The 24897-nt window shown below is 62.5% G+C and carries 26 protein-coding genes and 1 tRNA gene; 20 read left to right on the top strand and 7 right to left on the bottom strand.

Annotated features, from left to right (window positions below; translation table 11 throughout):
• The first annotated feature begins 102 nt into the window (after positions 1-102).
• On the top strand, positions 103-1008 hold the full coding sequence (locus tag O3306_RS16855) for a DMT family transporter (RefSeq protein WP_272009416.1): 906 nt from the start codon (positions 103-105) through the stop codon (positions 1006-1008).
• Positions 1009-1119: 111 nt separating this feature from the next.
• Here the strand turns inward: O3306_RS16855 and O3306_RS16850 are convergent, their stop codons facing one another.
• Complete coding sequence (locus O3306_RS16850) at positions 1120-2673, bottom strand: ABC transporter substrate-binding protein (RefSeq protein ID WP_272009413.1); 1554 nt, start codon at positions 2671-2673, stop codon at positions 1120-1122.
• A 320-nt stretch (positions 2674-2993) separates the two neighbouring features.
• Between O3306_RS16850 and betI the strand changes: the two genes are divergently transcribed.
• The 3 genes from betI to O3306_RS16835 all read left to right on the top strand — a co-directional run bounded on the left by betI (position 2994) and on the right by O3306_RS16835 (position 5414).
• Positions 2994-3566 (top strand): choline-binding transcriptional repressor BetI, encoded by a 573-nt coding sequence (gene betI / locus O3306_RS16845; RefSeq protein ID WP_272009470.1) that lies wholly within the window; start codon positions 2994-2996, stop codon positions 3564-3566.
• The gene (betC, locus tag O3306_RS16840) at positions 3563-5071 is read left to right on the top strand and encodes a choline-sulfatase (protein ID WP_272009411.1); all 1509 of its coding nucleotides are present in this window, start codon (positions 3563-3565) and stop codon (positions 5069-5071) included. The genes betI and betC overlap by 4 nt, the downstream gene beginning before the upstream one ends.
• A 106-nt stretch (positions 5072-5177) precedes the next feature.
• Positions 5178-5414, top strand: coding sequence for a YdcH family protein (locus O3306_RS16835; RefSeq protein WP_272009410.1), 237 nt, complete (start codon positions 5178-5180; stop codon positions 5412-5414).
• Here the strand turns inward: O3306_RS16835 and O3306_RS16830 are convergent.
• The 3 genes from O3306_RS16830 to O3306_RS16820 all read right to left on the bottom strand — a co-directional run bounded on the left by O3306_RS16830 (position 5393) and on the right by O3306_RS16820 (position 8974).
• Positions 5393-6217 carry an alpha/beta hydrolase gene (locus tag O3306_RS16830; protein ID WP_272009408.1) on the bottom strand — a complete coding sequence of 275 codons (825 nt, stop codon included), beginning with the start codon at positions 6215-6217 and terminating at the stop codon, positions 5393-5395. The genes O3306_RS16835 and O3306_RS16830 overlap by 22 nt on opposite strands.
• Positions 6218-6222: 5 nt before the next feature.
• Positions 6223-7620 (bottom strand): helix-turn-helix domain-containing protein, encoded by a 1398-nt coding sequence (locus O3306_RS16825; RefSeq protein WP_272009407.1) that lies wholly within the window; start codon positions 7618-7620, stop codon positions 6223-6225.
• Between the two features lie 136 nt (positions 7621-7756).
• A complete protein-coding gene (locus O3306_RS16820; RefSeq protein WP_272009405.1) occupies positions 7757-8974 on the bottom strand; it encodes a multidrug effflux MFS transporter in 1218 nt (405 codons plus the stop codon).
• A gap of 168 nt (positions 8975-9142) precedes the next feature.
• Here O3306_RS16820 and O3306_RS16815 point away from each other — a divergent pair, with 168 nt between their 5' ends.
• The 8 genes from O3306_RS16815 to O3306_RS16780 all read left to right on the top strand — a co-directional run bounded on the left by O3306_RS16815 (position 9143) and on the right by O3306_RS16780 (position 15462).
• Positions 9143-10675, top strand: coding sequence for an acyl-CoA carboxylase subunit beta (locus O3306_RS16815; protein WP_272009403.1), 1533 nt, complete (start codon positions 9143-9145; stop codon positions 10673-10675).
• Positions 10676-10754: 79 nt separating this feature from the next.
• Positions 10755-11156 (top strand): cupin domain-containing protein, encoded by a 402-nt coding sequence (locus O3306_RS16810; RefSeq protein WP_272009401.1) that lies wholly within the window; start codon positions 10755-10757, stop codon positions 11154-11156.
• A complete protein-coding gene (locus O3306_RS16805; protein ID WP_272009399.1) occupies positions 11153-11488 on the top strand; it encodes a hypothetical protein in 336 nt (111 codons plus the stop codon). The genes O3306_RS16810 and O3306_RS16805 overlap by 4 nt, the downstream gene beginning before the upstream one ends.
• A gap of 20 nt (positions 11489-11508) precedes the next feature.
• Positions 11509-11874, top strand: coding sequence for a DUF6497 family protein (locus O3306_RS16800; protein ID WP_272009398.1), 366 nt, complete (start codon positions 11509-11511; stop codon positions 11872-11874).
• A gap of 214 nt (positions 11875-12088) precedes the next feature.
• Positions 12089-12238: a hypothetical protein gene (locus O3306_RS16795; RefSeq protein WP_272009396.1), complete on the top strand. Its 150-nt coding sequence runs from the start codon at positions 12089-12091 to the stop codon at positions 12236-12238.
• 90 nt (positions 12239-12328) lie between these two features.
• On the top strand, positions 12329-12685 hold the full coding sequence (locus O3306_RS16790) for a hypothetical protein (protein WP_272009394.1): 357 nt from the start codon (positions 12329-12331) through the stop codon (positions 12683-12685).
• A gap of 415 nt (positions 12686-13100) precedes the next feature.
• The gene (locus tag O3306_RS16785; protein ID WP_272009393.1) at positions 13101-13310 is read left to right on the top strand and encodes a hypothetical protein; all 210 of its coding nucleotides are present in this window, start codon (positions 13101-13103) and stop codon (positions 13308-13310) included.
• A 151-nt stretch (positions 13311-13461) separates the two neighbouring features.
• Positions 13462-15462, top strand: a complete 2001-nt coding sequence (locus O3306_RS16780; protein WP_272009391.1) for an acetyl-CoA carboxylase biotin carboxylase subunit — start codon at positions 13462-13464, stop codon at positions 15460-15462.
• Between the two features lie 91 nt (positions 15463-15553).
• Here O3306_RS16780 and O3306_RS16775 read toward each other — a convergent pair whose 3' ends face one another.
• Positions 15554-16000, bottom strand: coding sequence for a DUF4174 domain-containing protein (locus O3306_RS16775; RefSeq protein ID WP_272009389.1), 447 nt, complete (start codon positions 15998-16000; stop codon positions 15554-15556).
• 178 nt (positions 16001-16178) lie between these two features.
• Here O3306_RS16775 and O3306_RS16770 point away from each other — a divergent pair, with 178 nt between their 5' ends.
• Both O3306_RS16770 and scpA read left to right on the top strand, forming a co-directional pair.
• Positions 16179-16811 (top strand): hypothetical protein, encoded by a 633-nt coding sequence (locus tag O3306_RS16770; RefSeq protein ID WP_272009387.1) that lies wholly within the window; start codon positions 16179-16181, stop codon positions 16809-16811.
• Positions 16783-18912 (top strand): methylmalonyl-CoA mutase, encoded by a 2130-nt coding sequence (scpA, locus tag O3306_RS16765; RefSeq protein ID WP_272009385.1) that lies wholly within the window; start codon positions 16783-16785, stop codon positions 18910-18912. Before O3306_RS16770 ends, scpA begins: the two co-directional genes overlap by 29 nt.
• A gap of 158 nt (positions 18913-19070) precedes the next feature.
• Here scpA and O3306_RS16760 read toward each other — a convergent pair.
• Positions 19071-19147 (bottom strand) — tRNA-Met (locus O3306_RS16760).
• Between the two features lie 232 nt (positions 19148-19379).
• Between O3306_RS16760 and O3306_RS16755 the strand changes: the two genes are divergently transcribed.
• The 6 genes from O3306_RS16755 (at position 19380) to O3306_RS16730 (ending at position 23282) form a co-directional block, all read left to right on the top strand.
• Complete coding sequence (locus O3306_RS16755) at positions 19380-19880, top strand: MAPEG family protein (protein ID WP_272009383.1); 501 nt, start codon at positions 19380-19382, stop codon at positions 19878-19880.
• Between the two features lie 146 nt (positions 19881-20026).
• Complete coding sequence (locus tag O3306_RS16750; protein ID WP_272009381.1) at positions 20027-20638, top strand: VOC family protein; 612 nt, start codon at positions 20027-20029, stop codon at positions 20636-20638.
• On the top strand, positions 20635-21156 hold the full coding sequence (locus O3306_RS16745) for a GNAT family N-acetyltransferase (RefSeq protein ID WP_272009379.1): 522 nt from the start codon (positions 20635-20637) through the stop codon (positions 21154-21156). Before O3306_RS16750 ends, O3306_RS16745 begins: the two co-directional genes overlap by 4 nt.
• Before the next feature lie 10 nt (positions 21157-21166).
• Positions 21167-21850 (top strand): molecular chaperone DjiA, encoded by a 684-nt coding sequence (locus O3306_RS16740; RefSeq protein ID WP_272009377.1) that lies wholly within the window; start codon positions 21167-21169, stop codon positions 21848-21850.
• Positions 21847-22884 carry an endonuclease/exonuclease/phosphatase family protein gene (locus O3306_RS16735; protein ID WP_272009375.1) on the top strand — a complete coding sequence of 346 codons (1038 nt, stop codon included), beginning with the start codon at positions 21847-21849 and terminating at the stop codon, positions 22882-22884. The genes O3306_RS16740 and O3306_RS16735 overlap by 4 nt, the downstream gene beginning before the upstream one ends.
• A 32-nt stretch (positions 22885-22916) precedes the next feature.
• Positions 22917-23282, top strand: a complete 366-nt coding sequence (locus tag O3306_RS16730; RefSeq protein ID WP_272009373.1) for a hypothetical protein — start codon at positions 22917-22919, stop codon at positions 23280-23282.
• A 31-nt stretch (positions 23283-23313) separates the two neighbouring features.
• Here the strand turns inward: O3306_RS16730 and O3306_RS16725 are convergent, their stop codons facing one another.
• The gene (locus O3306_RS16725) at positions 23314-24858 is read right to left on the bottom strand and encodes a Ppx/GppA family phosphatase (RefSeq protein ID WP_272009371.1); all 1545 of its coding nucleotides are present in this window, start codon (positions 24856-24858) and stop codon (positions 23314-23316) included.
• Positions 24859-24897: the final 39 nt, after the last annotated feature.

Here is a 24897-nt window from a genome sequence, read left to right as displayed (position 1 = left end):
GCCCTGCTCGGGGCTGTTGCGAGATCATCAATTTTGAAAAATCGAACAAGTTCGGCTGGTTGAGGCTCGACATTGCGCTGCGGATGATCTCTTGATGCGCGCATGAACCGCCGCCCTCCCTCTGGCCCCGGTTGGGGTATTTTCTGGATGATCGTCACTGGCATTCTGTTTGTCGCCGTGACGGCGCTGGTCAAGATTCTGGGGCCACGCATCCCGGCCGCCGAAGCGGCGTTCCTGCGTTACTTGCTGGGGCTGGTGTTCCTGATCCCGATGGCGGGCTCGTTGCTGCGCGCGCGGCTGACGCGGCGGATGACGGGTATCTTCGTGGCGCGCGGCATGGTGCATACTTGCGGCGTGGCGCTGTGGTTCTTCGCGATGGCGCGGATCCCGATCGCCGATGTGACGGCGATGAACTATCTATCCCCGATCTACGTGACGCTGGGAGCGGCCCTGTTCCTGGGCGAAACATTGGCGCTGCGGCGGATCATGGCGGTAGTGGTCGCGCTGCTGGGCGCGCTGATCATCCTGCGGCCGGGGTTCCGCGAGGTCGGGCCGGGGCATCTGGCGATGCTGTTCACCGCCATCTTCTTTGGGGCGTCCTACCTGCTGGCCAAGCTGGCCAGCGATGACCTGCCGCCTGCCGTGGTGGTGGGCATGCTTTCGATCACGGTAACCATCGGGCTGGCCCCGCTGGCGCTGGCGAACTGGGTCGCGCCGAACTTTTCGGAATTGCTGATCCTGTCAGGGGTGGCCTGTTTTGCCACTGCGGGACACTACACGATGACGCTGGCCTTTCGCGCCGCACCGCTGACCGTGACGCAGCCGGTGACGTTCCTGCAACTGGTCTGGGCGGTGCTGCTGGGCGCGGTCTTCTTCGGCGAGGGGGTCGATCCCTATGTCATCCTTGGCGGGATGGTGATCGTGGGGGCGGTCAGCTTCATCTCGTGGCGCGAGGCGGTGCTCAAGCGCAAGGCCGTGACGCCGGCGTTTCACCAGACCAAGAACTGATCATACAGAGGTGTTTGGTGGCATTCGGTGCCATCATGCCGGAGATGCGAAAAACCCCGGTGCAGCGCACCGGGGTTTCCCAATTTTTCAACGCACCGGAAGGTTCCGGGCTTATGCGAACCACCAGCGTTCGGCCCAGCGTTCGCCGTCCATGTCCCAGTTCGACGCGACTGCCTCTGGCATCGCGATCTTATTGGACGAGGCAAAGACATAATTGGCGAACATCGGGATGACGATAGCGCCCTGATTGGAAACGATTTCCTGCATTTCCCAATACATGTCCTTGCGCTTGGTCTGATCCAGCTCGGCGCGGGCTTCGACCATCAGCTTGTCGAACTTCTCGTTGCACCAGAAACCGTCGTTCCAGTCTGCGCCACAGGAATAGGCGGTTGCAAACATCTGGTCCTGAACCGGGCGGCCGCCCCAGTAAACGGCGGTGAAGGGCTTCTTCATCCAGACGTCGGACCAATAACCATCGTTCGGTTCGCGCACGACGGTGAGGTCGATGCCGGCACCCTTGGCCGAGTTTTGATAAAGTACAGCCGCATCGACAGCACCCGAGAACGCAGCATCGGCGGCCGACAGGCTGACTTCGAGTTTGTCCAGTCCGGCCTCCTTGAGATACCACTTGGCCTTGTCCGGATCGTAGGTCTTCTGCTCCAACTCGGTGTTGTAGAATTGCTGGTTCTGACCGATCGGAACGTCGTTACCGACCGAGCCGTAGCCGAACAGGATCTTCTCGACCAGTTCTTCGCGGTTGACGGCATATTTCAGTGCCTGACGCACGTTGTTGTCGTCAAACGGCGCCTGGTTCGCGGACATCGCGAAGGTGAAGTGCTGGGTGCCAGCGATCGAGCTGATGTTGATCGACTTGTTGCGCGCCAGTAGGCCGACGGTCTTGAGGTCGATCTTGTCGACGGCATCAACATCACCCGCGACCAGCGCCGTAGTGCGTGCGTTCTGATCCACGATTGCCAGCATTTCGATGGAATCGAACCATGCCACGTTGTCGCGCCAGTGGTTGGGGTTGCGTTCCAGCGTAACCGAAACACCAAGGTTCTTGTTTTTCAGGATGTAGCTGCCGCAGCCATCGCCGGACTGCCACTCGATGCTGTCACCTTTCGCAGGGTGGATGCTTAGGTGGTAATCGGTGAGGGTGAACGGGAAGTCGGCGTCGCCGCCGTGGAGTTCAAACACGACCGTATCGCCGTCGGCCGACATTTCCTTGATCGGCGCAACGAGGGGACCGGCGGCCGAGGTTGAATCCTTGCCGCGGTGAAAGTTGAGCGACGCGACCACATCTTCGGCAGTCACAGTCTTGCCGGAATGGAACGTCACGCCATCGCGAATCTTGAAGCGCCAGGTCTTGGCGCCATTGCTGGCTTCCCAGCTTTCGGCGATTTCCGGGCCGACAGAGCCATCGGGCAACACTTCGGTCAGGTGGCCGTGGATGGCGAAGGCAACGGCGATCATAAAGCCGTTTTCCCAAGTGCCGGGGTTCATCGTGTCGGTGGTCTGGCCATGACCCTTGGCGATCCGCAGATGGCCGCCGCGCTTGGGGGCTGCGAAGGCGCCGCCCATGGGCAGGGTGGCCGCGATTGCGGTTGCTGCTGTCGTCTTGAGAAAGCCGCGCCGGTCTAGTCGACCGCCATTGGTAGTTGACATGTTCGTACTCCCTGATTGTTGTCATTCATGCAGTTGGCCCGGCCACCCGGTCCGGGTGCTGAGCCGCATTTGGTATTGTACCCTTGGCAGGCAAGAACTGGCAGCATTGTGTCGTTCAAAAAAACTGGGCCTCGCCAACCGTTGGTTCGGATTGCACCTGTCGAAGGTATTATGACGCTACATCAAAGCGCAATGCCATTGTGCGATTTCGATCATTTCTGACCGGAATATCGAAAACATGATAATCATTGACTGGCGAGTCAATGAAAAGTTATCTGCCAATCAGTTACATTCAGGAGGCGCCCGTGGCCAAGCGCGACATGGAACCCAAGAGGCGTTCGGCGCTGGTAGATGCCGCGATCCAGGAGATCGGCACGCACGGATCGCTGGATGTCACGGTCAGCCAGATCGCGCGGCGCGCGGGCATGTCGAGCGCGCTGGCGCATCATTATTTCGGCTCCAAGGAACAAATTTTTTCGGCCACGATGCGGCATATCCTGCAACTCTACGGCGCGCAGGTGCGCGGCGCGCTGGCGATGGCCCGGACCCCGGAAGAACGCATCGAGGCCATCGTGCGCGCCAGCTTTACCTCGACGAGCCAGCGACCCGAGGTCATCGCGGCATGGATGAACTTTTATGTTCAGGCGCAAAAGACACCGGCCTCGGCGCGTCTGCTGAGGATCTATCAGCGCAGGCTGCATTCGAACCTCTACCATGGGTTTCGCCAGATCATCCCCGAGCAGGCGGCGCTGCTGGCGCAGGGCGTGGCAGCGATGATCGACGGGCTTTACTGCCGTCATGTGCTGCGCACCGGGTCGCAGGTGTCCGGGCATTCCGTCAAAACCTTGCTGCATTACATCTCTCTCGCTCTGAATGAGGCCAACAGAAAATGACACAGCCCAACATCCTGATATTCATGGTCGATCAGCTCAACGGCACGCTTTTCCCCGATGGCCCGGCGGACTGGCTGCATGCGCCTAACCTGAAAAAACTCGCTGCGCGCTCCACCCGGTTCGCCAATGCCTATACCGCCAGCCCGCTCTGCGCGCCGGGCCGTGCCAGTTTCATGTCTGGCCTGCTGCCGTCGCGCAGCCGGGTCTATGACAACGCCGCCGAGTTTGCAGCCGACATTCCCACCTATGCGCATCACCTGCGGCGGGCGGGCTATCAGACCTGCCTCAGCGGCAAGATGCATTTTGTCGGACCCGACCAGATGCACGGGTTCGAGGAACGGCTGACCACCGACATCTATCCCGCCGATTTCGGTTGGACGCCCGACTATCGCAAGCCCGGCGAGCGGATCGAATGGTGGTATCACAATCTGGGCAGCGTCACGGGCGCGGGCGTGGCCGAGATCACCAACCAGATGGAATATGACGATGAGGTTGCCTACAACGCGACCCGCAAGGTCTATGACCTGGCGCGAGGCCATGATGCACGGCCATGGTGCCTGACGGTCAGTTTCACTCATCCGCATGACCCTTATGTCGCGCGGCGCAAATACTGGGATCTTTACGAGGATTGCGACCATCTGCTGCCCGAAGTGCCGGCGATGCAGTACGATCACCACGATCCGCACTCGAAACGGATTTTCGACGCAAATGACTGGCGCAGCTTTGACATCTCGCCCGAGGATATCCGCCGTTCGCGCCGGGCCTATTTCGCCAACATCTCGTATCTCGATGACAAGATCGGCGAGGTGATGGAGGCGCTGGAATCCACCCGGCAGGAGGCGATCATCCTGTTCGTGTCCGATCACGGCGACATGCTGGGCGAGCGGGGCCTGTGGTTCAAGATGAGCTTCTACGAGGGCTCGGCGCGGGTGCCGCTGATGATTGCCGCGCCGGATATGGCACCGGGGCTGGTGACGGCGCCGGTCAGCACCATCGACGTGTGCCCGACACTATGCGATTTGGCGGGGGCCGATATGGACGAGGTCGCGCCGTGGACCACCGGCGAAACGCTGGTGCCTCTGGGGCAGGGCGGCAGCCGCGATGCACCGGTGGCGATGGAATACGCAGCCGAGGCGTCATACGCGCCGATGGTGTCGCTGCGCTATGGCCGGTGGAAGTTCAACCGCTGCGCGCTCGATCCCGATCAGTTGTTTGATCTTGAGGCCGATCCGCACGAACTGACCAACCTTGCCGACGATCCAGAACATGCCGGCACGCTGGCGCAGTTGCAGGCCAAGGCCGAGGCGCGCTGGGATCTGGCGGCCTTCGATGCCGCCGTCCGCGAAAGCCAAGCCCGCCGCTGGGTGGTCTACGAGGCGCTGCGCAAGGGTGGGTACTACCCTTGGGATTACCAGCCGCTGCAAAAGGCGTCGGAGCGGTACATGCGCAACCACATGGACCTCAATGTGGTGGAGGATAACCAGCGGTTTCCGCGCGGCGAGTAGGCGGCTGCGTGCGCAACTTTTCCGCGCTGGTTTGATCCCGGTCAATACGGGTCTGGCAGAGGGGGCCTATTCTGCCCTCTGACCAAACAACAACGGAGCAGAAATCATGTCGCACACACCCCACGAACTGCACGAGGAATTTCCCGACAAGGTCGCGAAAATCGCCGAGCTCAAACAGTCGGATGCCCATTTTGCGCGGTTGGCGGACGAGTATCACGAGGTCAACCGCGCCGTGCACCGCGCCGAGACCAACGTGGAGCCGGTCGACAACTTGGCCGAAGGCGAGTTGCGCAAGAAGCGCGCCGCGCTCAAGGACGAGATTTACCGCATGCTGGCGGACTGATCGTCGATGAAAGACCACAGGCGCGGCATTACGGTGCTGCGCCATACATTGTGATGGCCCGCGCCACGCACCGCGACGAACCACTTTTGCCGTGATCCGGCGGCGCGGAACACCGCTCGGCCTTGGGCGATGGGGATCAGCGGGTCTTGCTTGCCATGCAGTACCAGTAGCGGCGCGCGCAGGGCTTTGACATGGGTGGCGCTGTCCCAGATATTCGTCATCCTCGGGATCAGCGGCGCAAGCCGGGGCAGGCTGGCGCGCACCACATCCGGCAAAGAGGTATAGGGCGCCTCCAGCACTACCCCCGCAGGCTGTGCCTGCCGCGTGGTGGCCGCCAGTTCCAGCGCCACGCCGGTGCCGAGGCTTTCGCCGTAAAATATGACGCGCGCGGGTGTCAGACCGGGGATGAGCGCCCCGAGATCGGCATAGAGTCGCAGCGCGTCGGCGGTCAGTGCCGCCTCGGTGGGCGTGCCGGTGCTGCCCGAGGAGCCGCGATAGGCAGGCGCGATCAGACCGTAGCCGCGCGCGGTGAAATGATTGAACCGCCCCGCCCGCAGCGCCAGATTGCCCGCATTGCCGTGGAAATAGAGGATTACCGGCTTGCCCGGTTTCGGCGCGGCGACCCAGACGATGGCAATCTCGCCGTCATGGGTCTGCACCACCTCGCGCACGCCCGTGGCCCCCGCTGCCTGCGGCGTCACGCGGGTGGCGTCGAACGGATAGATTGCCTGGCGTTCCAGTGTCGCAAGGCTCAGCCAGCCGCCGGTGGTCAGGATCACGAGGAAAAACGCCAGTTTGATCATGCGCCCTATCCCACGTCGTAGGGCAGCAATCCGCGCTCGTCAGGGCGCACCTGCAGGCGGCGCTCCAGCGGCGGGATCGAGCGTTGATGGCAGTTGGTGCGCTCGCAGATGCGGCAGGAAATACCGATCGGCTCGAACGCCGCCGGGTTGCTGAGGCCGAGATTGTCGGCATAGACCAGCGCCTCGGCGTGTTTCACCTCGCAGCCCAGTGCGATGGCAAAGCGCCGGACCGGCGCGCCAAAGCTGCCGCCGGGCTTTGAGACATCCCGCGCAAGGCTGATGTAGCGCACTCCGTCGGGCGTTTCGGCCAGTTGCCGCAGGAAGCGCCCGGGCGTCTCGAAGGCGCGGTGGACGTTCCACAGAGGGCAGGCCCCGCCATACCGCGCGAACTGCATCAGCGTGGCCGAATGCCGCTTGGTGATGGTTCCGGCCTGATCGACCCGTACAAAGAAGAACGGAATCCCCTTGGCCCCGGGGCGTTGCAACGTCGAGAGGCGGTGCGCGACCTGCTCGATCGAGGCGCCGAAACGGCTCGACAGGATTTCAAGATCGTGGCGGCAATCCTGCGCTGCATCCAGAAAGGCGCCATAGGGCATCATCGCCGCACCGGCGTAGTAATTGCCCAAGCCGATCTTGGCGATGGCGCGCGCCTCGCTCGACTGGAAGCGCGCCAGATCGAGCGTCGCCTCGAAAAGCTGATCCTGCGTCAGCAGCGCCAGTTGCAGCAACATCTGGAAGCTGCGGGTTTCGGGGGCCGCGCGCGACGACAGGTAGAGTACGCCATTGCCCCGGTCGAGATGTCGCAGCTTGTCGCTGTCCACGTTGATTACCGAGATGCCGATCTCGCCCAGGCGCGCCACCGCGCGCTCCTGTGCGCTCTGGCGAGGGGGGCCAATGGTGCCAAACCGTTCGGCCGCGCGGTCCACCGCGTCGATGTAATTGTCGCAGTAATGGAAGAAATCGCGCACCTCGTTCCACGGGCTTTGCTGGGTCTGGGCATCGTCGCGCCCCAGCGCCTCGTCCAGCGAGGCCAGCCGCTCGTGGGTCTGCCGGTAGGCGCTGTGCAATTCCAGAAAGGCGCGGGCAAGCGCGGGGGCATTGGCCGCCGTCAGGCGCAGATCCGCCAGCGGCGGCGGGTCGCTGAACACCGGGTCGGCCAGCGCCTCGCGCATGTCAGAGGCCATGCGTTCGGCATCGCCGGTGCTCAGCTCGGTCACGTCAAAGCCGAACTCCTGCGCCAGCGCCAGCACGACGGTGGTGCTGACGGGGCGGTTATTGTTCTCCATCTGGTTGAGATAGGGCAGGGATATGCCCAGCCGGGCGGCAAAATCCTTTTGCGTCAGCGACAGGCGCTGGCGGGTCTCGCGCAGCTTGGCCCCGGCATAGAGTTTCTTGATCGCCATATGCGCCCCGTTGGTTTGCAACTTTGCTATTGTTGCAGGGTAGGTTTGCATAGGGGGCTTGGCAAGCGGTCCTGCGCTGCCGTCGGTTAGGGGAAGAATTGGTGCGGCGCGGGGTTCAGTCCGGCACGCGCCCGGCTCAGCGCGCGTCCAACTGGCGCGAGCGGGCCATCACGATCAGGATCGACACGATCGCCAGCAATGCGCTGATCAGCATCAGCCACAGCAGCGGCGCAGCCCCGCTTTCGGGGGTCAGCAGCCAGCCGGCCAACGCCGAGAGCGCCGCCCCGCCGCCGATCATCAGCGCCCCGCAAAGGCCGCTGGCCGTGCCGGCCAGATGCGGGCGCACCGACAGCGCGCCTGCAGTCGCGTTCGGGATCGACATGCCGTTGCCGAGGCCCATCAGCGTCATCAACCCGAAGAAGCTGAGCGGCGTGCCCAGCCCGACCTGGACCAGCCCGAGGTTTATCGCGATCCCGGCGGCGTTGATCAGCGTGCCCCAATACACCATCCGGTCGATGCCGATCCGCACCGAGAACCGGGCCGAGATGAAATTGCCAACGAAATAGCCGCCCGCCGGGGCGCCGAAATAGACGCCGACCTCTGCGGGCGTCATGCCGAACACCTGATCGCCGACATAGGGCGCGCCGCCCAGATAGGCAAAGAACGCGCCCGACGACAGCGCCGTGGCCATCGAATAGCCCCAGAATCGCGGCGAGCGGAACAGCACCGGGTATTCGCGGAACTGCTGCGACAGCGAAAGCTCGCTGTGTTGCGCCGTCTCGCCCAGATCGGCCCAGGACAGCCAGAGCACGGCCAGGCCCAGCAGCAGCAGCAGCCAGAAATTCGACTGCCAGCCAAAATGCTGGTCCAGCAACCCGCCGATCGCCGGGCCAAGCATCGGCACGACAGCCATGCCCATGGTGACATAGCCGATCATGCTGGCTGCCTCTTCCTGCGGCACCATATCGCGCACGATGGCGCGGCTGAGGACCATCGCGGCCACGATGGTGGCCTGCATCATCCGGAAAAACAGGAACAGCGTCACATTCGTTGACAGAGCGCAGCCGACGGTCGCCAGCAAGAAAATCACCAGCCCGCCGAGGATCACGGGCCTGCGCCCCATCTTGTCGGATATCGGCCCGATCAGTATCTGCACAATGGCGTTGACCCCCAGATAGAGCGCCACCGAAAGCTGCATCAGCCGGTAATCGGTTTCGAAATACTCGCTCATGCCCGGCAGGCTGGGCAGAAAGATGTTCATCGCCAGCGCCGCCAGACCCGCCATAAGGATCAGCGTCGCGATATGCGGCGGCGTGCTGCGGTCGAGGAACCGGGATTTCGAAACAGTGGACATCTGGACTGGCTAATCGCGGGGCGTTGAAGAGTCCATGAGCGGGCAGGGGGCTTAGCAATTTTGCATATTTGCCAAAAGCCATTTCCAAATATTTGCAAATTAGCGGGAATCTGCTTTCGGGCGCGCCGAATTGCAGTATAGCCTGCGGTAAACGCGAGGGGGATCACCATGAAAGATATTCTGCAGACGCTCGAAGATTGTCGCGAAGCGGCGCGCAAGGGTGGCGGCGAGCGCCGGATCGAGGCGCAGCACGCCAAGGGCAAGCTGACGGCGCGCGAGCGGTTGGAGCTGTTGCTGGACGAAGGCAGCTTTGAAGAATTCGACATGTTCGTCACCCACCGCAGTACCGATTTCGGTATGGAAAAGAGCCGCCCATACGGCGACGGCGTCGTGACCGGCTGGGGCACGATCAATGGCCGGATGGTCTATGTGTTCAGCCAGGACTTCACCGTTCTGGGCGGGTCGGTGTCCGAAACCCATGCGCGCAAGATCTGCAAGATCATGGACATGGCCATGGAAAACGGCGCGCCGGTGATCGGCATCAACGATTCGGGCGGCGCGCGCATTCAGGAAGGCGTGGACAGCCTCGCGGGCTATGGCGAGATCTTCCAGCGCAATATCCTGGCCAGTGGTGTCGTGCCGCAGATCAGCGTCATCATGGGGCCCTGCGCAGGCGGCGCTGTCTATTCGCCCGCGATGACCGACTTCATTTTCATGGTCAAGGACAGCTCTTACATGTTCGTGACCGGCCCCGACGTGGTCAAGACTGTGACCAACGAACAGGTCACGGCAGAGGAACTGGGCGGTGCATCGACCCATACCCGCAAATCCTCCGTGGCGGATGGCGCGTTTGAAAACGATGTCGAGGCGCTGGCCGAAGTGCGTCGCCTGGTCGATCTGCTGCCGCTCAACAACCGCGCCAAGCCCCCGGTGCGTCCGTTCTTTGACGAACCGGGCCGGATCGAGCCGTCGCTGGATACATTGGTGCCGGACAATCCGAACACGCCCTACGACATGAAAGAGCTGATCATCAAAGTCGCGGACGAAAGCGATTTCTACGAAATTCAGGCAGAATACGCCAAGAACATGATCACCGGTTTCATCCGGCTCGAAGGGCGCACCGTCGGGGTGGTGGCCAACCAGCCGATGGTGCTGGCCGGGTGTCTGGATATCGACAGTTCGCGCAAGGCGGCGCGCTTCGTGCGGTTCTGCGACTGTTTCGAGATCCCGCTGCTGACGCTGGTCGATGTTCCGGGCTTCCTGCCGGGCACGGGGCAGGAATATGGCGGCGTGATCAAGCACGGGGCCAAGCTGCTCTTTGCCTATGGCGAGGCGACGGTGCCCAAGGTCACGGTGATCACCCGCAAGGCCTATGGCGGCGCCTATGATGTGATGGCGTCCAAACATCTGCGCGCCGATTTCAACTATGCTTGGCCCACGGCCGAGATCGCGGTGATGGGGGCCAAGGGGGCCGCCGAGATCATCCACCGCGCCGATGCGGCCGACCCTGACAAGATCGCGGCCCATGCCAAGGATTACGAGGACCGCTTCGCCAATCCCTTTGTCGCCGCCGAGCGTGGCTTCATCGACGAGGTGATCATGCCGCAATCCACCCGCATGCGTGTCAGCCGTGCCTTCGCGTCGCTGCGCAACAAGTCGGTGCAGATGCCATGGAAGAAGCACGACAATATTCCGTTGTGAGTTTCTGACTTGCTTTGAATATTCAGGCCGGGGGCAACAGGTTTTGCGCCTTGCGGAACAACAGGAAGGGGGGCGATCGGTGACACAACTGTATAAAAATCAGGCGTTTACAATCGCCCATGCGGATGATGGCGAGTTCGTGGGCGAGGGTCTGCGCGCCTTCTTTGAATATCGCGATTTGGGGATCAAGACCGCCACCAAGGGCAAGTTCGGGGCGCATGTGATTCGTGCCGTCCCCGGCGAGGAAAGCCCGGGGGCATGGCACAGCCATGATCTTGAGTTTCAGATGGTGTACGTCACCCGGGGCTGGGTGGTGTTCGAGTATGAAGGCGAGGGCGAGCATATCCTGCGCGCCGGGTCTTGCGTGCTGCAACCGCCCGGTATTCGCCACCGCGAGGTCCGCCATTCGGACGATATGGAACTGATCGAGATCATCAGCCCGGCCGAGTTTGCCACCACGCCCGAAGAGGCACCGCAATGAGCCATGACCGCTGGCATATGCTGCGCGGCGAGGGCGCGCTGACGCTGTCGCGACGGCTCCCTGTGCGGTTCGATCTGGCGGTGTCCACGCAACTGCCCGAGGCCCGTATGGGCCGGATCGCGCATCAGGTCCGGCAGGATATCTGGCGGGCGCTGCGGGGCCTGCGCGGCTTTGCCCCGGCGGTGCGGGTGGAGCGCACGCCTGCCGGGCTGAACGTGACCGCAGGCGGGCAGGTGGCGTGCCGATTTCCCCGCGCCGAGGCCGAGGCACGGCTGCACGCGGTGCTGGAGAATGCTGGCAATCGTGCCCGCTGGCTGCGTTGTGCCAGATGAGGTGGACAGGGGCATTGGTGATGATGGCGCTGGGCGCCACGGCCAGCGCAGAGAATGCGCCGCTCGCCTTGCCTTCGGGCCTGAATGCGCGGCTGCAGGAAGTGCTGACCGACCGGCCCGGCGAGGGTCTGGTCTACCGGTTTCGATTCGTGGCCGAGGGGTTCATCCCCGAGGCGGGCCAGCTCGAGACCGTGCTGGGGGATCTGACATATCTGTGCACCGAATATGCGCTGACCCGGATATCCGATATCGGGCCGCAACCACGCCAGATAATCATTTCGCTGGCGGACAAAGAAACCGAATTCGGCGTTGCCGACCCCACCGCTCGCCAAGTATTCGAGGCCTTCGCGGTAGAGGAAAATACCTGCATCTGGGAGCTGTTTTGATTATGACACAATATGTTGCGAGACAAAGTTCAGCCGATCCCGGTTGTGATGCTTTGTGGCCACATCGGACTTGCATTGGTGCGTTTTCGTATCAATTGCCCGTGAATTGTTCTATCTTCACCTCCGGATGCACCCAAGCAATCCAAACCTCGAGTCGAGGGCATGGGGTGGGCTCTGCCCTTACATCACACCTAGGAAGTGACAGGAGTAAAATATGTCGAACGTTATTAAGGGCCTTTTCGCACTCGGACTGGTTGCAGTCACATCGGCGTGCGCACAGCAAGAAGAAGAGTATGTTGTTGTCGAGCCCGAGCCGATCACGGTCGAGCCCGTTTCGACCGGCAAGTACGGCGGCAAATACTGATACGCGTTGTCGCGTAGCGCAACGGAGGCAGGCCTTCAGGCCTGCCTCGACCCCCGCGCATGACATGCTGACCCGGTGCGAGGCAGCGTCATGATCAAGCATCGCGGATTTCCCGGGCGTCTGCCCAGCACCGATTTCCAATTCACCATTCGTCGCGCCAACCCCAAAGGCGCCACGCCGCTCATCGCGCGCGAGCGTTTCCGCGACCGCAGACCTGCGGACCGGCGCGCTGACATTGGCTTTGTCGCCGCTATATGGGCCTGTTTCGGGACCGAGCCGTTCGAGCGCGGCAACCTCGATGCCGGACGGCTCAGCTGGCTCTTCGGGCGCGAGGTACTGCCCGCCGAGGACCCGTTCGACCCAGAAAGCTACGAGGCATTGCTGGTTCTGGACGAGGCGGCAGCACGCCGCTCCTTTCCCGAGGCGTTCCGGGCGGAAGACGAGTGATGCGCATCGGCACCGCCTCCCTTGTTCTTGGCGATGCGCGGATCACCGCCGATGTGCCGCGTGGTGGCGCGAATTCGCGCATGACGTGTAAATTTACGCGAAGTTCAGCCGATTCATACGCCTGTTTCCCTGTGCGCTTGGCGCGCCGTCCTTTTGCGGGCAGCTTGGTGGACGTAGTGGCGGGCCTTCCCCAAGGGTCCGGGGCACATAGTCCGAACCGTTACCCTTCCCCTGATGGGCGGCCTCGCGCAATATTGCGCAGGTCGCCTTTTTTTCTATTTGATTCAGAATGTTACAATGATCGGCAATCGGCCGCGCAAACTGCTGTTGCGTGGCTGTCGGGCATTGCGAATGCCAGCGATAGCGCTACCCGTGGGGGCACGTTTCCTATCCAAGGCACGCGAGGCTCAGATCAATGTTCACATCATACAGGGCAGGTTTTGCCTGCATTCTCCTATTCACCCTTAGCGGGTGCGGCGGCACCGTTCCCGAACAGGCCATTTTCGGTGCGGGTGCCGGTGCGGGCACCGCGGCTGTGCTTGACGGCAACATCGCCGCAGGCGCCGTCGTCGGTGCGGCCGGCAATATCGCCTATTGCCAGACATTCCCGGATCGCTGTCTGTGATCCGGCACGCGCGCTGCGCGTAAATCAACCTTATGCGCGTCGCGCGCAGTTCAGCCAAATGCAGCCATCGGTGCGGGTCCGCGCGCCGGTGGCTTTTTCGTCGTTACGGCCCGGCCACAAGAGCCGTGGCAGCACATAAAGGGGACATGCAATGTTCAAGAAAATCCTGATTGCCAACCGTGGCGAGATCGCCTGTCGTGTGATCAAGACCGCTCGCGAGATGGGCATCAAAACGGTTGCCATCTATTCGGACGCCGACCGCAACGCGCTGCATGTCCGGATGGCCGACGAGGCGGTGCATATCGGCCCGCCGCCCGCCAACGAATCCTACATCGTCATCGACAAGGTGATGGATGCGGTCCGCCAGACTGGCGCAGAGGCGGTGCACCCCGGTTACGGCTTCCTCAGCGAAAACAGCAAATTCGCGCAGGCGCTGGAGGCCGAGGGCGTTGCCTTTATAGGGCCCCCTGTGGGTGCGATCGAGGCGATGGGCGACAAGATCACATCCAAGAAGATCGCCCAGGAGGCTGATGTCAGCACGGTGCCGGGCTACATGGGGTTGATCGAGGATGCCGAGGACGCGGTCAAGATCAGCAACCAGGTGGGCTACCCGGTGATGATCAAGGCCAGCGCCGGGGGTGGCGGCAAGGGTATGCGCATCGCCTGGAATGATGACGAGGCGCGCGAGGGTTTCCAGAGTTCGAAGAACGAGGCGGCCAGCAGCTTTGGCGATGACCGGATATTCATCGAGAAATTCGTGACGCAGCCGCGCCATATCGAAATTCAGGTGCTCTGCGATGGGCATGGCAACGGGATTTACCTGGGCGAGCGCGAATGCAGCATCCAGCGCCGGAACCAGAAGGTGATCGAAGAGGCTCCGAGCCCGTTCCTGGACGCCGAGACGCGCCGCGCCATGGGCGAACAGGCCGTGGCACTGGCGCAAGCGGTGGATTACACCAGTGCCGGCACGGTCGAGTTCATCGTCGATGGCGACAAGAACTTCTATTTTCTCGAAATGAATACCCGCCTTCAGGTGGAGCATCCGGTGACCGAACTGATCACCGGCGTCGATCTGGTCGAACAGATGATCCGGATTGCGAATGGCGAAGCACTGAGTATCACGCAAGACGACGTGAAGCTGAACGGCTGGGCAATCGAGAGTCGCCTTTATGCCGAGGATCCCTATCGCGGCTTCCTGCCGTCCATCGGGCGGCTGACGCGCTACCGGCCGCCAGAATCGCTTAATGTCGAAGGGGCTATCGTGCGCAATGACACCGGCGTCTACGAGGGCGGCGAAATCTCGATGTATTACGATCCGATGATCGCCAAGCTGTGCACCTGGGGTCCGGATCGCGCCGCGGCAATCGAGGGCATGCGGAACGCGCTTGACGCCTTCGAGGTCGAGGGGATCGGGCACAACCTGCCGTTTCTCAGCGCCGTGATGGACCACCCCCGGTTCGTGTCGGGCAATATCACGACGGCGTTCATCGAAGAGGAATACCCCGACGGGTTCAACGGCGTGGAACTGGACGATGCCGCATTGCGCCGAATCGCCGCCTCCTGCGCCGCGATGCACCGCGTCGCCGAAATCCGCCGCACCCGCGTGTCGGGCCGGATGGATAACCACGAACGCCACGTGGGCGAGGACTGGGTCGTATCGCTGTCGGGGCAGAGCCACGCGGTCACGATCGACGCCTTCAGGGGCGGGGCGAGTGTCCGGTTCGAGGATGGCAGCGTGCTGAAGGTGACCAGCGATTGGACGCCGGGTGATCCGCTGGCGACGCTTGATGTTGATGGCACGCCGCTGGTGCTGAAGGTCGGCAAGGTTTCGGGCGGTTTCCGCATCCGCAGCCGGGGTGCGGACCTGAAGGTGCATGTGCGCACGCCGCGTCAGGCCGAGCTGGCGCAATTGATGCCCGAGAAACTGCCGCCAGATACTTCGCGGATGCTGCTGTGTCCGATGCCGGGGCTGATCGTCAAGGTCAACGTGGCCGTGGGCGATGAAGTTCAGGACGGGCAGGCGCTGTGCACCGTCGAGGCGATGAAGATGGAGAACATCCTGCGCGCCGAGAGGAAGGCGATCGTGTCCAAGATCAATGCAAGCGCGGGCGACAGCCTTGCGGTGGACGACGTGATCATGGAGTTCGAATAACGCCCATGCACCTGAATGCCGCCACGCCAGTCAGCCGGGCCGCACCTGCCAATGTGCAGGGCGATCCGCCGGGCGTGACCGGGCGGCGGCTTCAGCCAGCCTCGCGCCGATCGCGGATCTCCTGCTGGCGCATCGGCAGTTTGTCGATGGTGCGGGTGATCTCGCGGACGTCCCAGGGCGTGGGTTTGCGCAGGTATATGGTGCCGTCCTTGACGATCAGCGCCAGCATGAAGCCATTGGGGCGCAATTTTTCGCGCAGGGGGCTTTTCGCGGATGGATCGGTGTCGGTCAGGATCACGACATCGCGTTCTGCGAGGTCTTCGAGCCGGGCGTTCAGATATTCCATCTGCTGCACGAAACGCGGGTCGAATTCGCTGTCGGCAAAGATCACGAGGGGCCGGTTTTTCCATAAAAATTGGCTCAAATCGACATCGGTGCCTTCGATGAAAATACTCGGCTCTGGGGCCGCCGCGACATTGTCGGCAACCAGGGGTGCTGCGATTACGCAAGCAAAAACAAAGGGCAGCAACTGTTTCATCATGTCTCCTGTCAGGCTGAATATAGGCCCTGACCAGCCGATTACGATGCCAAGCATCGGCAGTGGGGCGGAAAAATCAATGTTAATCGCATTCCAAGCATTGGCGGGGCAAGAAAGAGGGGAGTTCCTCTTTCGGTCGCCGCGTGGTGCGGTGCCTCTGCAAAAGGCGCGATCTGACATGGATATCATCCTGCATCCCGGGGCGCACCGCACTGCCTCGCGCAGTTTTCAGCATTACATCCGGCGCAACGCGGGGTCGCTGCGGGCGGCAGGCACGGCGTTCTGGGGCCCGCCAGAGATGCGCGGCGGGCTGTTGGCAGGGGTGGTGCCGTGCCCCGGCCCGATCTCCGCGTCACGGCAGCTCAGGCGGGCCCGTGGGCGCGTGGCATTGCAGATGGCCAAGCTGCCTGACACCGAGATCGTCGTGCTGTTGCACGAAACCTGTGCCAGCGTGCCGGAGCGCAAGCTGTCGGCAATGACCGACTTTGCAAACCCACCGCAACGCCATGCGCGTGAATGGCTGAACCGCGCGCCGGGTCTGGATGCACTGCGTGGTATTCTGGCCGAGCGTGACCAGAACCCGAATTTGCTGCGGCGGGACACTGGCGATGCCTGGCACCCCTTTACCCGATACCAGCGCGCGGCGTTGCGTGATGCCTATGCAGAAGATCTGGCCTGGCTGCGCGCAGGTGCCGATGGTCTGGCGAAACTGACAGAGAACCCCGCCCTGGCTGGCACGGTGAAAACACCGGCCGGCGAAGGTTTGAGAAGAGGACAACATGATGACATCGAAGCAAAAAGACTGGCATGAACTGGCGACCAAGGAGCTGCGAGGGCGCAAGCCCGAGGACCTGACCTGGCACACGCTGGAAGGGATCGACGTTAAACCGCTTTATACCGAAGACGATGTTGCCGGGCTGGACCATATGGGGGGCATTCCGGGGGCCGCGCCGTTTACACGCGGCGTCAAGGCCACGATGTATGCGGGCCGTCCGTGGACGATCCGACAATATGCAGGCTTTTCCACCGCCGAGGAATCAAACGCCTTTTACCGCCGCAACCTGGCCGCCGGTCAGCAGGGCGTCAGCGTCGCATTCGATCTGGCCACCCACCGTGGCTATGACAGCGATCACGCCCGCGTCGAGGGCGACGTGGGCAAGGCCGGGGTTGCCATCGATTCGGTCGAGGACATGAAGATCCTGTTTGACGAAATCCCGCTGGATCAGGTCAGCGTCAGCATGACCATGAACGGTGCCGTGATCCCGGTTCTGGCCAGTTTTATCGTCGCGGGCGAAGAGCAGGGCCATGACCGCAGCGTTCTGTCCGGCACCATCCAGAATGATATCCTCAAGGAATTCATGGTGCGCAACACCTATATCTATCCGCCCGAGCCGTCGATGCGGATCGTTTCGGACATCATCGAGTACACCAGCGACGAGATGCCGAAATTCAACTCGATCTCGATCTCGGGCTACCACATGCAAGAGGCCGGCGCGAACCTGGTGCAAGAGCTGGCCTATACGCTGGCCGACGGGCGCGAATACGTGCGCGCAGCGATCGAGGCGGGCATGGATGTCGACAAATTTGCAGGGCGGCTGTCGTTCTTCTTTGCCATCGGCATGAACTTTTTCATGGAAGCGGCCAAGCTGCGCGCCGCGCGTCTGCTCTGGCACAGGATCATGACCGAGTTCGGCGCGAAAAACGACCGGTCCAAGATGCTGCGTACGCACTGCCAGACCAGCGGTGTCAGCCTGCAAGAGCAGGACCCCTACAACAATGTCATCCGCACCGCCTACGAGGCCATGAGCGCGGCGCTGGGCGGCACACAGTCGCTGCACACCAACGCATTGGATGAGGCGATGGCGCTGCCCACGGATTTCAGCGCCCGGATCGCGCGCAATACCCAGCTTATCCTGCAAGAAGAGACCGGGATAACAAACGTCGTCGATCCGCTGGCAGGCAGCTACTATGTCGAGAGCCTGACCGCCGAGCTGGCCGAGAAGGCCTGGGCGCTGATCGAGGAAGTCGAGGAGATGGGCGGCATGACCAAAGCCGTGGCCAGCGGCATGCCCAAGCTGCGGATCGAGGAATCGGCCGCCACGCGGCAGGCGATGATCGACCGGGGCACCGAGGTGATCGTGGGCGTGAACAAGTATCGCCGCGACAAGGAAGATCCGATTGATCTGCTGGACATCGACAACTCGGCAGTGCGCGAAAGCCAGATCGTCCGGTTGAAGCGTATTCGCGCCACGCGTGACGAGGCTGCATGTACCGCCGCACTGGCGGAAATGACACGTCGCGCCAAGGAGGGCGGTAATCTGCTGGAGGCCGCAGTGGAAGCGGCCCGCGCACGGGCCACGGTAGGAGAGATATCCATGAGCATGGAAAAGGTATTCGGCCGTCACCGCGCCGAGGTGAAAACCCTGGCCGGTGTCTACGGCGCGGCCTACGAGGGCGACGAGGGCTTTGCCGCGATCCAGAAATCGGTTGAGGACTTTGCCGAAGAAGAGGGCCGCCGCCCGCGCATGCTGGTGGTCAAGATGGGCCAGGACGGCCATGACCGGGGTGCCAAGGTGATCGCCACGGCCTTCGCTGACATCGGCTTTGACGTGGATGTTGGCCCGCTTTTCCAGACACCCGAAGAAGCAGCGCAGGACGCGATCGACAACGACGTGCATGTGATCGGGATCAGCAGTCAGGCGGCGGGACACAAGACCCTGGCGCCCAAGCTGATCGAGGCGCTGAAGGCGCAGGATGCGGGCGATATCCTCGTGATCTGCGGCGGCGTCATCCCGCAGCAGGACTACGACTACCTCAAGGCAGCGGGGGTCAAGGCGATCTTTGGGCCGGGAACGAACATCCCCGAGGCAGCGCAGGACATCCTGCGGCTGATCCGCGAGGCGCGCGGCTAAAGGCGCGCCCTATCCGCCCCGGGCGGACGCCTTCAGGCCTATCAGGGCAGGGGGTGGCCGACCGGGGTGTTTTGCGGTGCAAGAGACCTGCCGCCGGAACGGGCGTTACTTGGGGTGCGTTTTGCAAGGGAAAGTCATCTTGCCGTGAAGGAAGATTTTGGTGGCGTGGGGGAGACTTGAACTCCCGACCTAACGATTATGAGTCGTTCGCTCTAACCAACTGAGCTACCGCGCCGTCGCGCGGTGAGGTATGACAGACCACAAGTCGCGTCAAGGCGGAAATGTCGTATTGCCACCCAATGTTTGCGATCACCGATTGCAAAACCCATGCTGTTCCCATCTGGTACCATGACACGGGAGCGGCAGTTGCCCCAATATACTGTCCTCTGCGCCTGACATCCGGCCACGCGATGTTGCGCGGCGGAGAGGGGACATAGTAAGTAATTCGGGAACATTGCAGGGCACAGATGACCAAGCGTGCACGAATCATGATCGGGATGGCGGCAGGGGGGCTCTGGGGGCTGGTGTTGCTCTGGGGCGCGGCGCGCTACGTGGTGCTGCCTGTCTTCGCGCTGATGCCGACGATCATGACCGCGTTCCTGTTGCCGGGCCTTTTCATGCTGGCGGTGGTCGCGCGGCTGGCGCAAAGGCGCTTCTTCGATGACGAGATCATCGACGGCGCAGCCTTCGTGCCGGGGTCGGGCGGCGATATCGATCAACGGGTTCTGACCAACACCGCCGAACAACTGGTGCTGGCGCTGTGCATCTGGCCCGCGGCCGCGGTGCTGTTGGGCGGGCAGGGGCCTGGCGTGATTGCCAGCCTTGGCGTCGGGTTCTTGCTGGCGCGGCTGGCATTCTGGGCCGGATACCACCTTTCGCCGCCGCTGCGCGCCTTCGGCTTTGCAGCCACGTTTTATCCGACGATCTTCGTGGCGCTCTGGGCATTGATACGGCTGGCGGGGGGCTGAACCCCGCCGGTTTGCGCCGGTTTGATCCCTGCGCGACACGCCAGCGCCCTTGATCGGTTTTTTCCTGTTTTGCCCCATTCCCTGATTCAAATGCAGGGCGATACGTTCTAGACAGTGCGCGAAACCATCCAACGCCGGAGGCCGCCATGAAACTGGATCACATCGCCATCGCCTGCGAAACCCTGGAAGAAGGGCGCGCGGCGGTCGAGGAGGCGCTGGGCGTGCCGCTGCAGCCCGGTGGGCAGCATAAGCATTTCGGCACCCATAATATGCTGCTGGGGCTGGATGACGGGCTTTACCTAGAGGTGATTGCGATTGATCCCGGCGCCGCGCCCTTGCCCTATCCGCGCTGGTTCGATCTGGACCGGTTCCAGGGCACACCACGACTGACCAACTGGATCTGTCAGGTAGAGGACATGCCCGCCACGCAGGATGCGCTACCCGAGGCGGGCGCACCCGTCGCGTTGGAGCGTGGCGCGCTGCGCTGGCAGATGGCCGTGCCCGAGAGTGGCGCGCTGCCCTATGACGCGATGTTCCCGGCGCTGATCGAATGGGCAGAGGGGGTCGCGCACCCCAGCGCCCTGCTTGCCCCTTCGGGCTGTCGCCTGTTGCGTCTGGTTGTCAGCCATCCAGAGATCGACGCGCTGCAAGCGCGGTTGCATCCTCAGCTGCGCGAAGATCGCGTTGTATTCGAGACGGGGCCGACGGGGCTGCGCGCCGAGCTTGAGACGCCGAGCGGCGTGCGCGTGCTGTCATGATTATCCGGGGTGCGACGGCTGCAGACATCCCACAGATCATTGAAATCTGGAACCCGGTCATCCGCAAATCGGTGGCCACCTTTACGACCGAGGAAAAGACCGCCGCAGACATCGCCAAAAGCTTGGCAGACCGTGCTGCGATGGGCCACGCCTTTTTGGTGGCGTGCGAGGGGGCGCAGATCCTGGGGTTTGCCACCTGTTTTCCATTTCGCGGCGGGCCGGGCTATGTCTACACGCTGGAGCATACGGTGATCGTGGCACCATCGGCCTGCGGGCAGGGTATCGGGGGCTTCTTGATGTCTGCGCTGGAGGATGCGGCCCGCAAGGCAGGGGCGAGGCACCTCATTGCGGCCGTGAGCGGTGAAAACACCGGCGCGGTGAGCTTTCACGAAACCATCGGGTTTCGAAAGGTTGGGCATTTGCCAAATGTGGGACGCAAATTTGGCCGTTGGATGGACCTGATCTTGTTACAGAAAACGCTGACCGACCCGACTGACAACCAATCCGAAACTGGCTAGGCTGAAGACCATGTCGATCTGGGCGCGTATCTCCGAGGCGATCTCGGCTCTTGCCAGTGGCGAAGGGCTGAGCGCGGTATTTGACAAGCTGCGCACGCCGCCCGAGCGCAGCGTCGCCTTTACCATCGCGGTCATCGCGCTCAGCGCCAAGATGGCCAAGGCCGACGGGCTGGTGACGCGTGACGAGGTGACCGCGTTTCGCGAAGTGTTCCAGATCGCACCGCGGGACGAGGCCGGGGCCGCGCGGGTGTTCAATCTTGCACGGACCGACGTGGCAGGTTTCGAGGAATACGCGGCCCGGATCGAAAGCATGTTCGGAAGCGGCAGCAAGATGCTGGACGACCTGATGGAAGGCCTGTTTCACATCGCGATGGCGGACGGGCACTATCATCCCAACGAGGATCGGTTTCTGGAGCGGGTAGCCGAGATCTTTGGTGTTGCCGATCGGGATTTCCAGGGTATGCGCAGCCGGTTCGTCCCGGATGCCAAGCCCGATCCATACTCGGTTCTGGGCGTGCAGCCCGATGATTCGCTGGACGACATCCGCGACAGGTATCGCCACCTTGTCCGCGAGAATCACCCGGATCGGATGTTCGCGCGGGGCGTGCCCCAGGAGGCGATCAAGCTGGCCGAAAAACGCATGGTCGACATCAACCGCGCCTGGGAAGAGATCAGCCAGGCGCATACTTCATGAGGCTGGCTACCTACAACATCGAATGGTTCAACGCGCTCTTTGATGATGAGGGCATGTTGCTGGAAGATGATGGTTGGTCGGCGCGCTACAAGGTTACGCGCGCCGAGCAGATCACCGCCATCGGCATTGTCCTGACCGCGCTTGATGCGGATGCGGTGATGATCATCGAGGCCCCTGACCATAACGGCGTCCGCTCCACCGTGCAGGCGCTGGAGCATTTTGCCGAAGTCATGCAACTGCGCGCGCGCCGGGCGCTGGTCGGGTTCACCAACGACACGCAACAAGAGATCGCGCTGCTCTACGACCCGGATGTGCTGAGCGCCGCGCATGATCCGGTGGGCGAAGAGACGGGCAAGCGGGGCGCTTTCGATGCGCCGCGATTCGACGGCGTTTTCCGGATCGATCTTGATGTTGATGCCACCGAGGATCTCGTCCGGTTCTCCAAGCCGCCGCTGGAGGTGGCGCTGCGCACGGCCGGCGGGGCCGCATTGCGGCTGATCGGGGTGCATCTGAAATCCAAGGCACCGCATGGGGCCGTGGACAAAGACACCGTGATGCAGATCGCCATTGCGAACCGACGCAAGCAATTGGCGCAGGCAATCTGGTTGCGCCAGCGCATCTGCAGCCATCTGGAGGCGGGCGAGCCGCTGATCGTGATGGGCGACATGAATGACGGGCCGGGGTTGGACGAATACGAAAACCTCTTTGGCCGGTCTTCGGTCGAGATCATCCTGGGCGACGGCGAGCCGTGCGAATTGCGCCTTTATGATCCGCATGCTCGTGGCGCGCTGGACCAGAAAATCAGCGCGGCCCAAACCACGTCGCGATTCTACCTGTCGCACCAGAAACGCTACATGCAGGCACTGCTGGATTATGTCATGGTTTCCCCCGACCTGCGGGCGCGCCGCCCGGTGTGGCGAATCTGGCATCCCTTTGACGATCCTGCCTGCTGGGAAAATACAGAGCTGCGCCAGGCGCTGCTGACGGCGTCGGATCATTTCCCGGTCACGCTGGATATAGATTTGGCACCTTAAATTTTGTTGCAAGCTGCCCTATATTGGCTGGCATGAGACAGTTTATCACATTTGCCGCTGTTGCGATGTTGGCTGTTGCGCCGGTTCACGCGCAGGAGACCGAAGAGGATGGCTTTTCCCTGATGGAGGAAGGCGCCCGCCTGCTCTTCGAGGGGCTCAGCCGGGAAATGGAACCGGCCCTGCGCGACCTGATGGGGCTGACCGAAGAGATTGAGCCGAAGCTACGCCAGTTTGCGCAGGAGATGGGCCCGGCGCTGGCCGATATCATGGGCAAGATCGAGGATCTGAGCGCCTATCACGCGCCCGAGATGCTACCCAACGGTGATATCATCATCCGCAAGAAGACCCCGCAAGAGATGCTGGACGAACCCGAAGAAGGCGAAGAGATCGAGATTTAGGGCGGTCTGCCCGGGCCTGTCGAATGTCGGCCTACCGTAGCCGTCCGATCTTCGTTTCGGCTCCCAATGAGCTGGCCAGTGACTGGAACCGGGCTTCGGCCACCTCGCCAAAGAGGCCGGCCGCGTCATCGGTCAGGCGCAGTTCCAGCAGTTTCTTCTTGGGATACCACCGCAACGCCCCCAGTTCGGCGTCTTTTTTCAGCCACAGCATCGCGCCGAACCGCATCGCCTTGCCCAGAATCTCGGCTTCGTGCTGGGTCTGCTCGTCCACCAATGCGCTCAACTCCTGAAACCGGGTTCCGGCGCGGTTGTTGGAATAGCGGTGCAGCAGGGCGAGGCCCAGAAATACCCGTTCTGAATGCTTCAGCCCGCCCAGATTGGCGCGCGTGGCGTTGTCAAAGCAGACCTCGGCGCGGTAGTCGGGATGGGCCCGCCAACTGACATCGTGCAGCAGGCACGCGGCCTTGATGATGCGCCTGCGTTCGGGACGTGCGGATTTATAGAGCGGCTGGATGAACTGGTAGAGCGTCTTGCCAAAGCCGGGCAGGCGCGCATCCTTGGATTCGATAAAGCGGCAGGCCTCGATCAGCGGATCACGGTCGCGCAAGGGTTGCGGCATCTGCTCGTAGAGCAGCCCCTCGCGGATACCGTAGCTCGACACCGCGATGTCATGCGGTTTGAACGTGTGCAGCACTTCGTTCAGCACTTCTGTGGCATGCGGGACCAGCGACATCCGGGCCGATGAGACGCCCGCACGCGCGCGCAGCGCCTCGGAATCCTGCTCGGCGATGTAGCGGAATGTCTTGCGCAACTCCTTGGCCTGCATGCGGTATTCGTGCAGTACATGGAGCGGATAACCGCGCCGTTCCATGTCGATCTTGGCGATTGCCCGCCAGGAGCCGCCAACGAGAAACAGCCGGTTTTTCTGTTCGCCCAACTGTTCGGCGATGCCCTGCAGGACCGACTGGATGTATTTGCGGCGTTCCTTGCGGCCACCTTTCATGTCGCGCAGCTTGAGCGGGCCGAGAGCCGAACTGACACGGCGCCCGACATGCCCGCCATTGATCTCTGCCATTTCCATGGATGACCCGCCGATATCGCAGACCAGCCCGTAGGACCCCGGCCAGCCCAACAGTACGCCTTGTGCCGACAGCCGTGCCTCTTCTCGCCCGTCCACGACCCATAGCCGCAGGCCGGTCGCAGCCTCGATTTCGCGGCAAAATTCGGGGCCATCCTTGGCCTCGCGCACGGCGGCGGTGGCAACACAGGTCAGCGGCCCGGTCTCCATCCCGACCGAGAGGCGCTGAAAACGCTTCATCGCGTTCAGCGCGCGCACCCGCCCTTCGGGGTTGAGCTTGCCGGTTTCAGACATGCCCGCGCCGAGGCCGCACATGATCTTTTCATTGTAGAAATAGGCGGGACTGCGCGCCGCGCCGTCGAATACCACCAGCCGGACCGAGTTGGAACCCACATCGACAACGCCCACCCGGCGCAACGCGCGCGCCGAGGGTTTGTTGAAGAGCGCCCGGCCAAAGGGGCCGCCGTCGGGCTCGCCCGGTTCAGTGCTCGAGTCCATTAGGCCCCCCGGTTCTCGTCTTGCGCCTCGTTATGGTCC

Source organism: Roseovarius sp. ZX-A-9, from assembly GCF_028369135.1.
Classification (GTDB): Bacteria; Pseudomonadota; Alphaproteobacteria; order Rhodobacterales; family Rhodobacteraceae; genus Roseovarius.
Note: the sequence above shows the minus strand (reverse complement) of the source record. Positions and strands in the feature narration are given on the sequence as shown.

Excerpts from the sequence above, each read along its gene's own strand:
- O3306_RS16780 (WP_272009391.1), top strand. The coding sequence starts at position 13,462 with ATGTTCAAGAAAATCCTGATTGCCAACCGTGGCGAGATCGCCTGTCGT.
- O3306_RS16775 (WP_272009389.1), bottom strand. The coding sequence starts at position 16,000 with ATGAAACAGTTGCTGCCCTTTGTTTTTGCTTGCGTAATCGCAGCACCC.
- O3306_RS16800 (WP_272009398.1), top strand. The coding sequence starts at position 11,509 with ATGATGGCGCTGGGCGCCACGGCCAGCGCAGAGAATGCGCCGCTCGCC.
- O3306_RS16755 (WP_272009383.1), top strand. The coding sequence starts at position 19,380 with ATGACCAAGCGTGCACGAATCATGATCGGGATGGCGGCAGGGGGGCTC.
- O3306_RS16790 (WP_272009394.1), top strand. The coding sequence starts at position 12,329 with ATGATCAAGCATCGCGGATTTCCCGGGCGTCTGCCCAGCACCGATTTC.
- O3306_RS16825 (WP_272009407.1), bottom strand. The coding sequence starts at position 7,620 with ATGGCGATCAAGAAACTCTATGCCGGGGCCAAGCTGCGCGAGACCCGC.
- O3306_RS16735 (WP_272009375.1), top strand. The coding sequence starts at position 21,847 with ATGAGGCTGGCTACCTACAACATCGAATGGTTCAACGCGCTCTTTGAT.
- O3306_RS16805 (WP_272009399.1), top strand. The coding sequence starts at position 11,153 with ATGAGCCATGACCGCTGGCATATGCTGCGCGGCGAGGGCGCGCTGACG.
- scpA (WP_272009385.1), top strand. The coding sequence starts at position 16,783 with ATGACATCGAAGCAAAAAGACTGGCATGAACTGGCGACCAAGGAGCTG.
- O3306_RS16830 (WP_272009408.1), bottom strand. The coding sequence starts at position 6,217 with ATGATCAAACTGGCGTTTTTCCTCGTGATCCTGACCACCGGCGGCTGG.
- O3306_RS16750 (WP_272009381.1), top strand. The coding sequence starts at position 20,027 with ATGAAACTGGATCACATCGCCATCGCCTGCGAAACCCTGGAAGAAGGG.
- betI (WP_272009470.1), top strand. The coding sequence starts at position 2,994 with ATGGAACCCAAGAGGCGTTCGGCGCTGGTAGATGCCGCGATCCAGGAG.
- O3306_RS16725 (WP_272009371.1), bottom strand. The coding sequence starts at position 24,858 with ATGGACTCGAGCACTGAACCGGGCGAGCCCGACGGCGGCCCCTTTGGC.
- O3306_RS16795 (WP_272009396.1), top strand. The coding sequence starts at position 12,089 with ATGTCGAACGTTATTAAGGGCCTTTTCGCACTCGGACTGGTTGCAGTC.
- O3306_RS16745 (WP_272009379.1), top strand. The coding sequence starts at position 20,635 with ATGATTATCCGGGGTGCGACGGCTGCAGACATCCCACAGATCATTGAA.
- O3306_RS16835 (WP_272009410.1), top strand. The coding sequence starts at position 5,178 with ATGTCGCACACACCCCACGAACTGCACGAGGAATTTCCCGACAAGGTC.
- O3306_RS16740 (WP_272009377.1), top strand. The coding sequence starts at position 21,167 with ATGTCGATCTGGGCGCGTATCTCCGAGGCGATCTCGGCTCTTGCCAGT.
- O3306_RS16855 (WP_272009416.1), top strand. The coding sequence starts at position 103 with ATGAACCGCCGCCCTCCCTCTGGCCCCGGTTGGGGTATTTTCTGGATG.
- O3306_RS16730 (WP_272009373.1), top strand. The coding sequence starts at position 22,917 with ATGAGACAGTTTATCACATTTGCCGCTGTTGCGATGTTGGCTGTTGCG.
- O3306_RS16820 (WP_272009405.1), bottom strand. The coding sequence starts at position 8,974 with ATGTCCACTGTTTCGAAATCCCGGTTCCTCGACCGCAGCACGCCGCCG.
- O3306_RS16815 (WP_272009403.1), top strand. The coding sequence starts at position 9,143 with ATGAAAGATATTCTGCAGACGCTCGAAGATTGTCGCGAAGCGGCGCGC.
- O3306_RS16770 (WP_272009387.1), top strand. The coding sequence starts at position 16,179 with ATGGATATCATCCTGCATCCCGGGGCGCACCGCACTGCCTCGCGCAGT.
- betC (WP_272009411.1), top strand. The coding sequence starts at position 3,563 with ATGACACAGCCCAACATCCTGATATTCATGGTCGATCAGCTCAACGGC.
- O3306_RS16850 (WP_272009413.1), bottom strand. The coding sequence starts at position 2,673 with ATGTCAACTACCAATGGCGGTCGACTAGACCGGCGCGGCTTTCTCAAG.
- O3306_RS16785 (WP_272009393.1), top strand. The coding sequence starts at position 13,101 with ATGTTCACATCATACAGGGCAGGTTTTGCCTGCATTCTCCTATTCACC.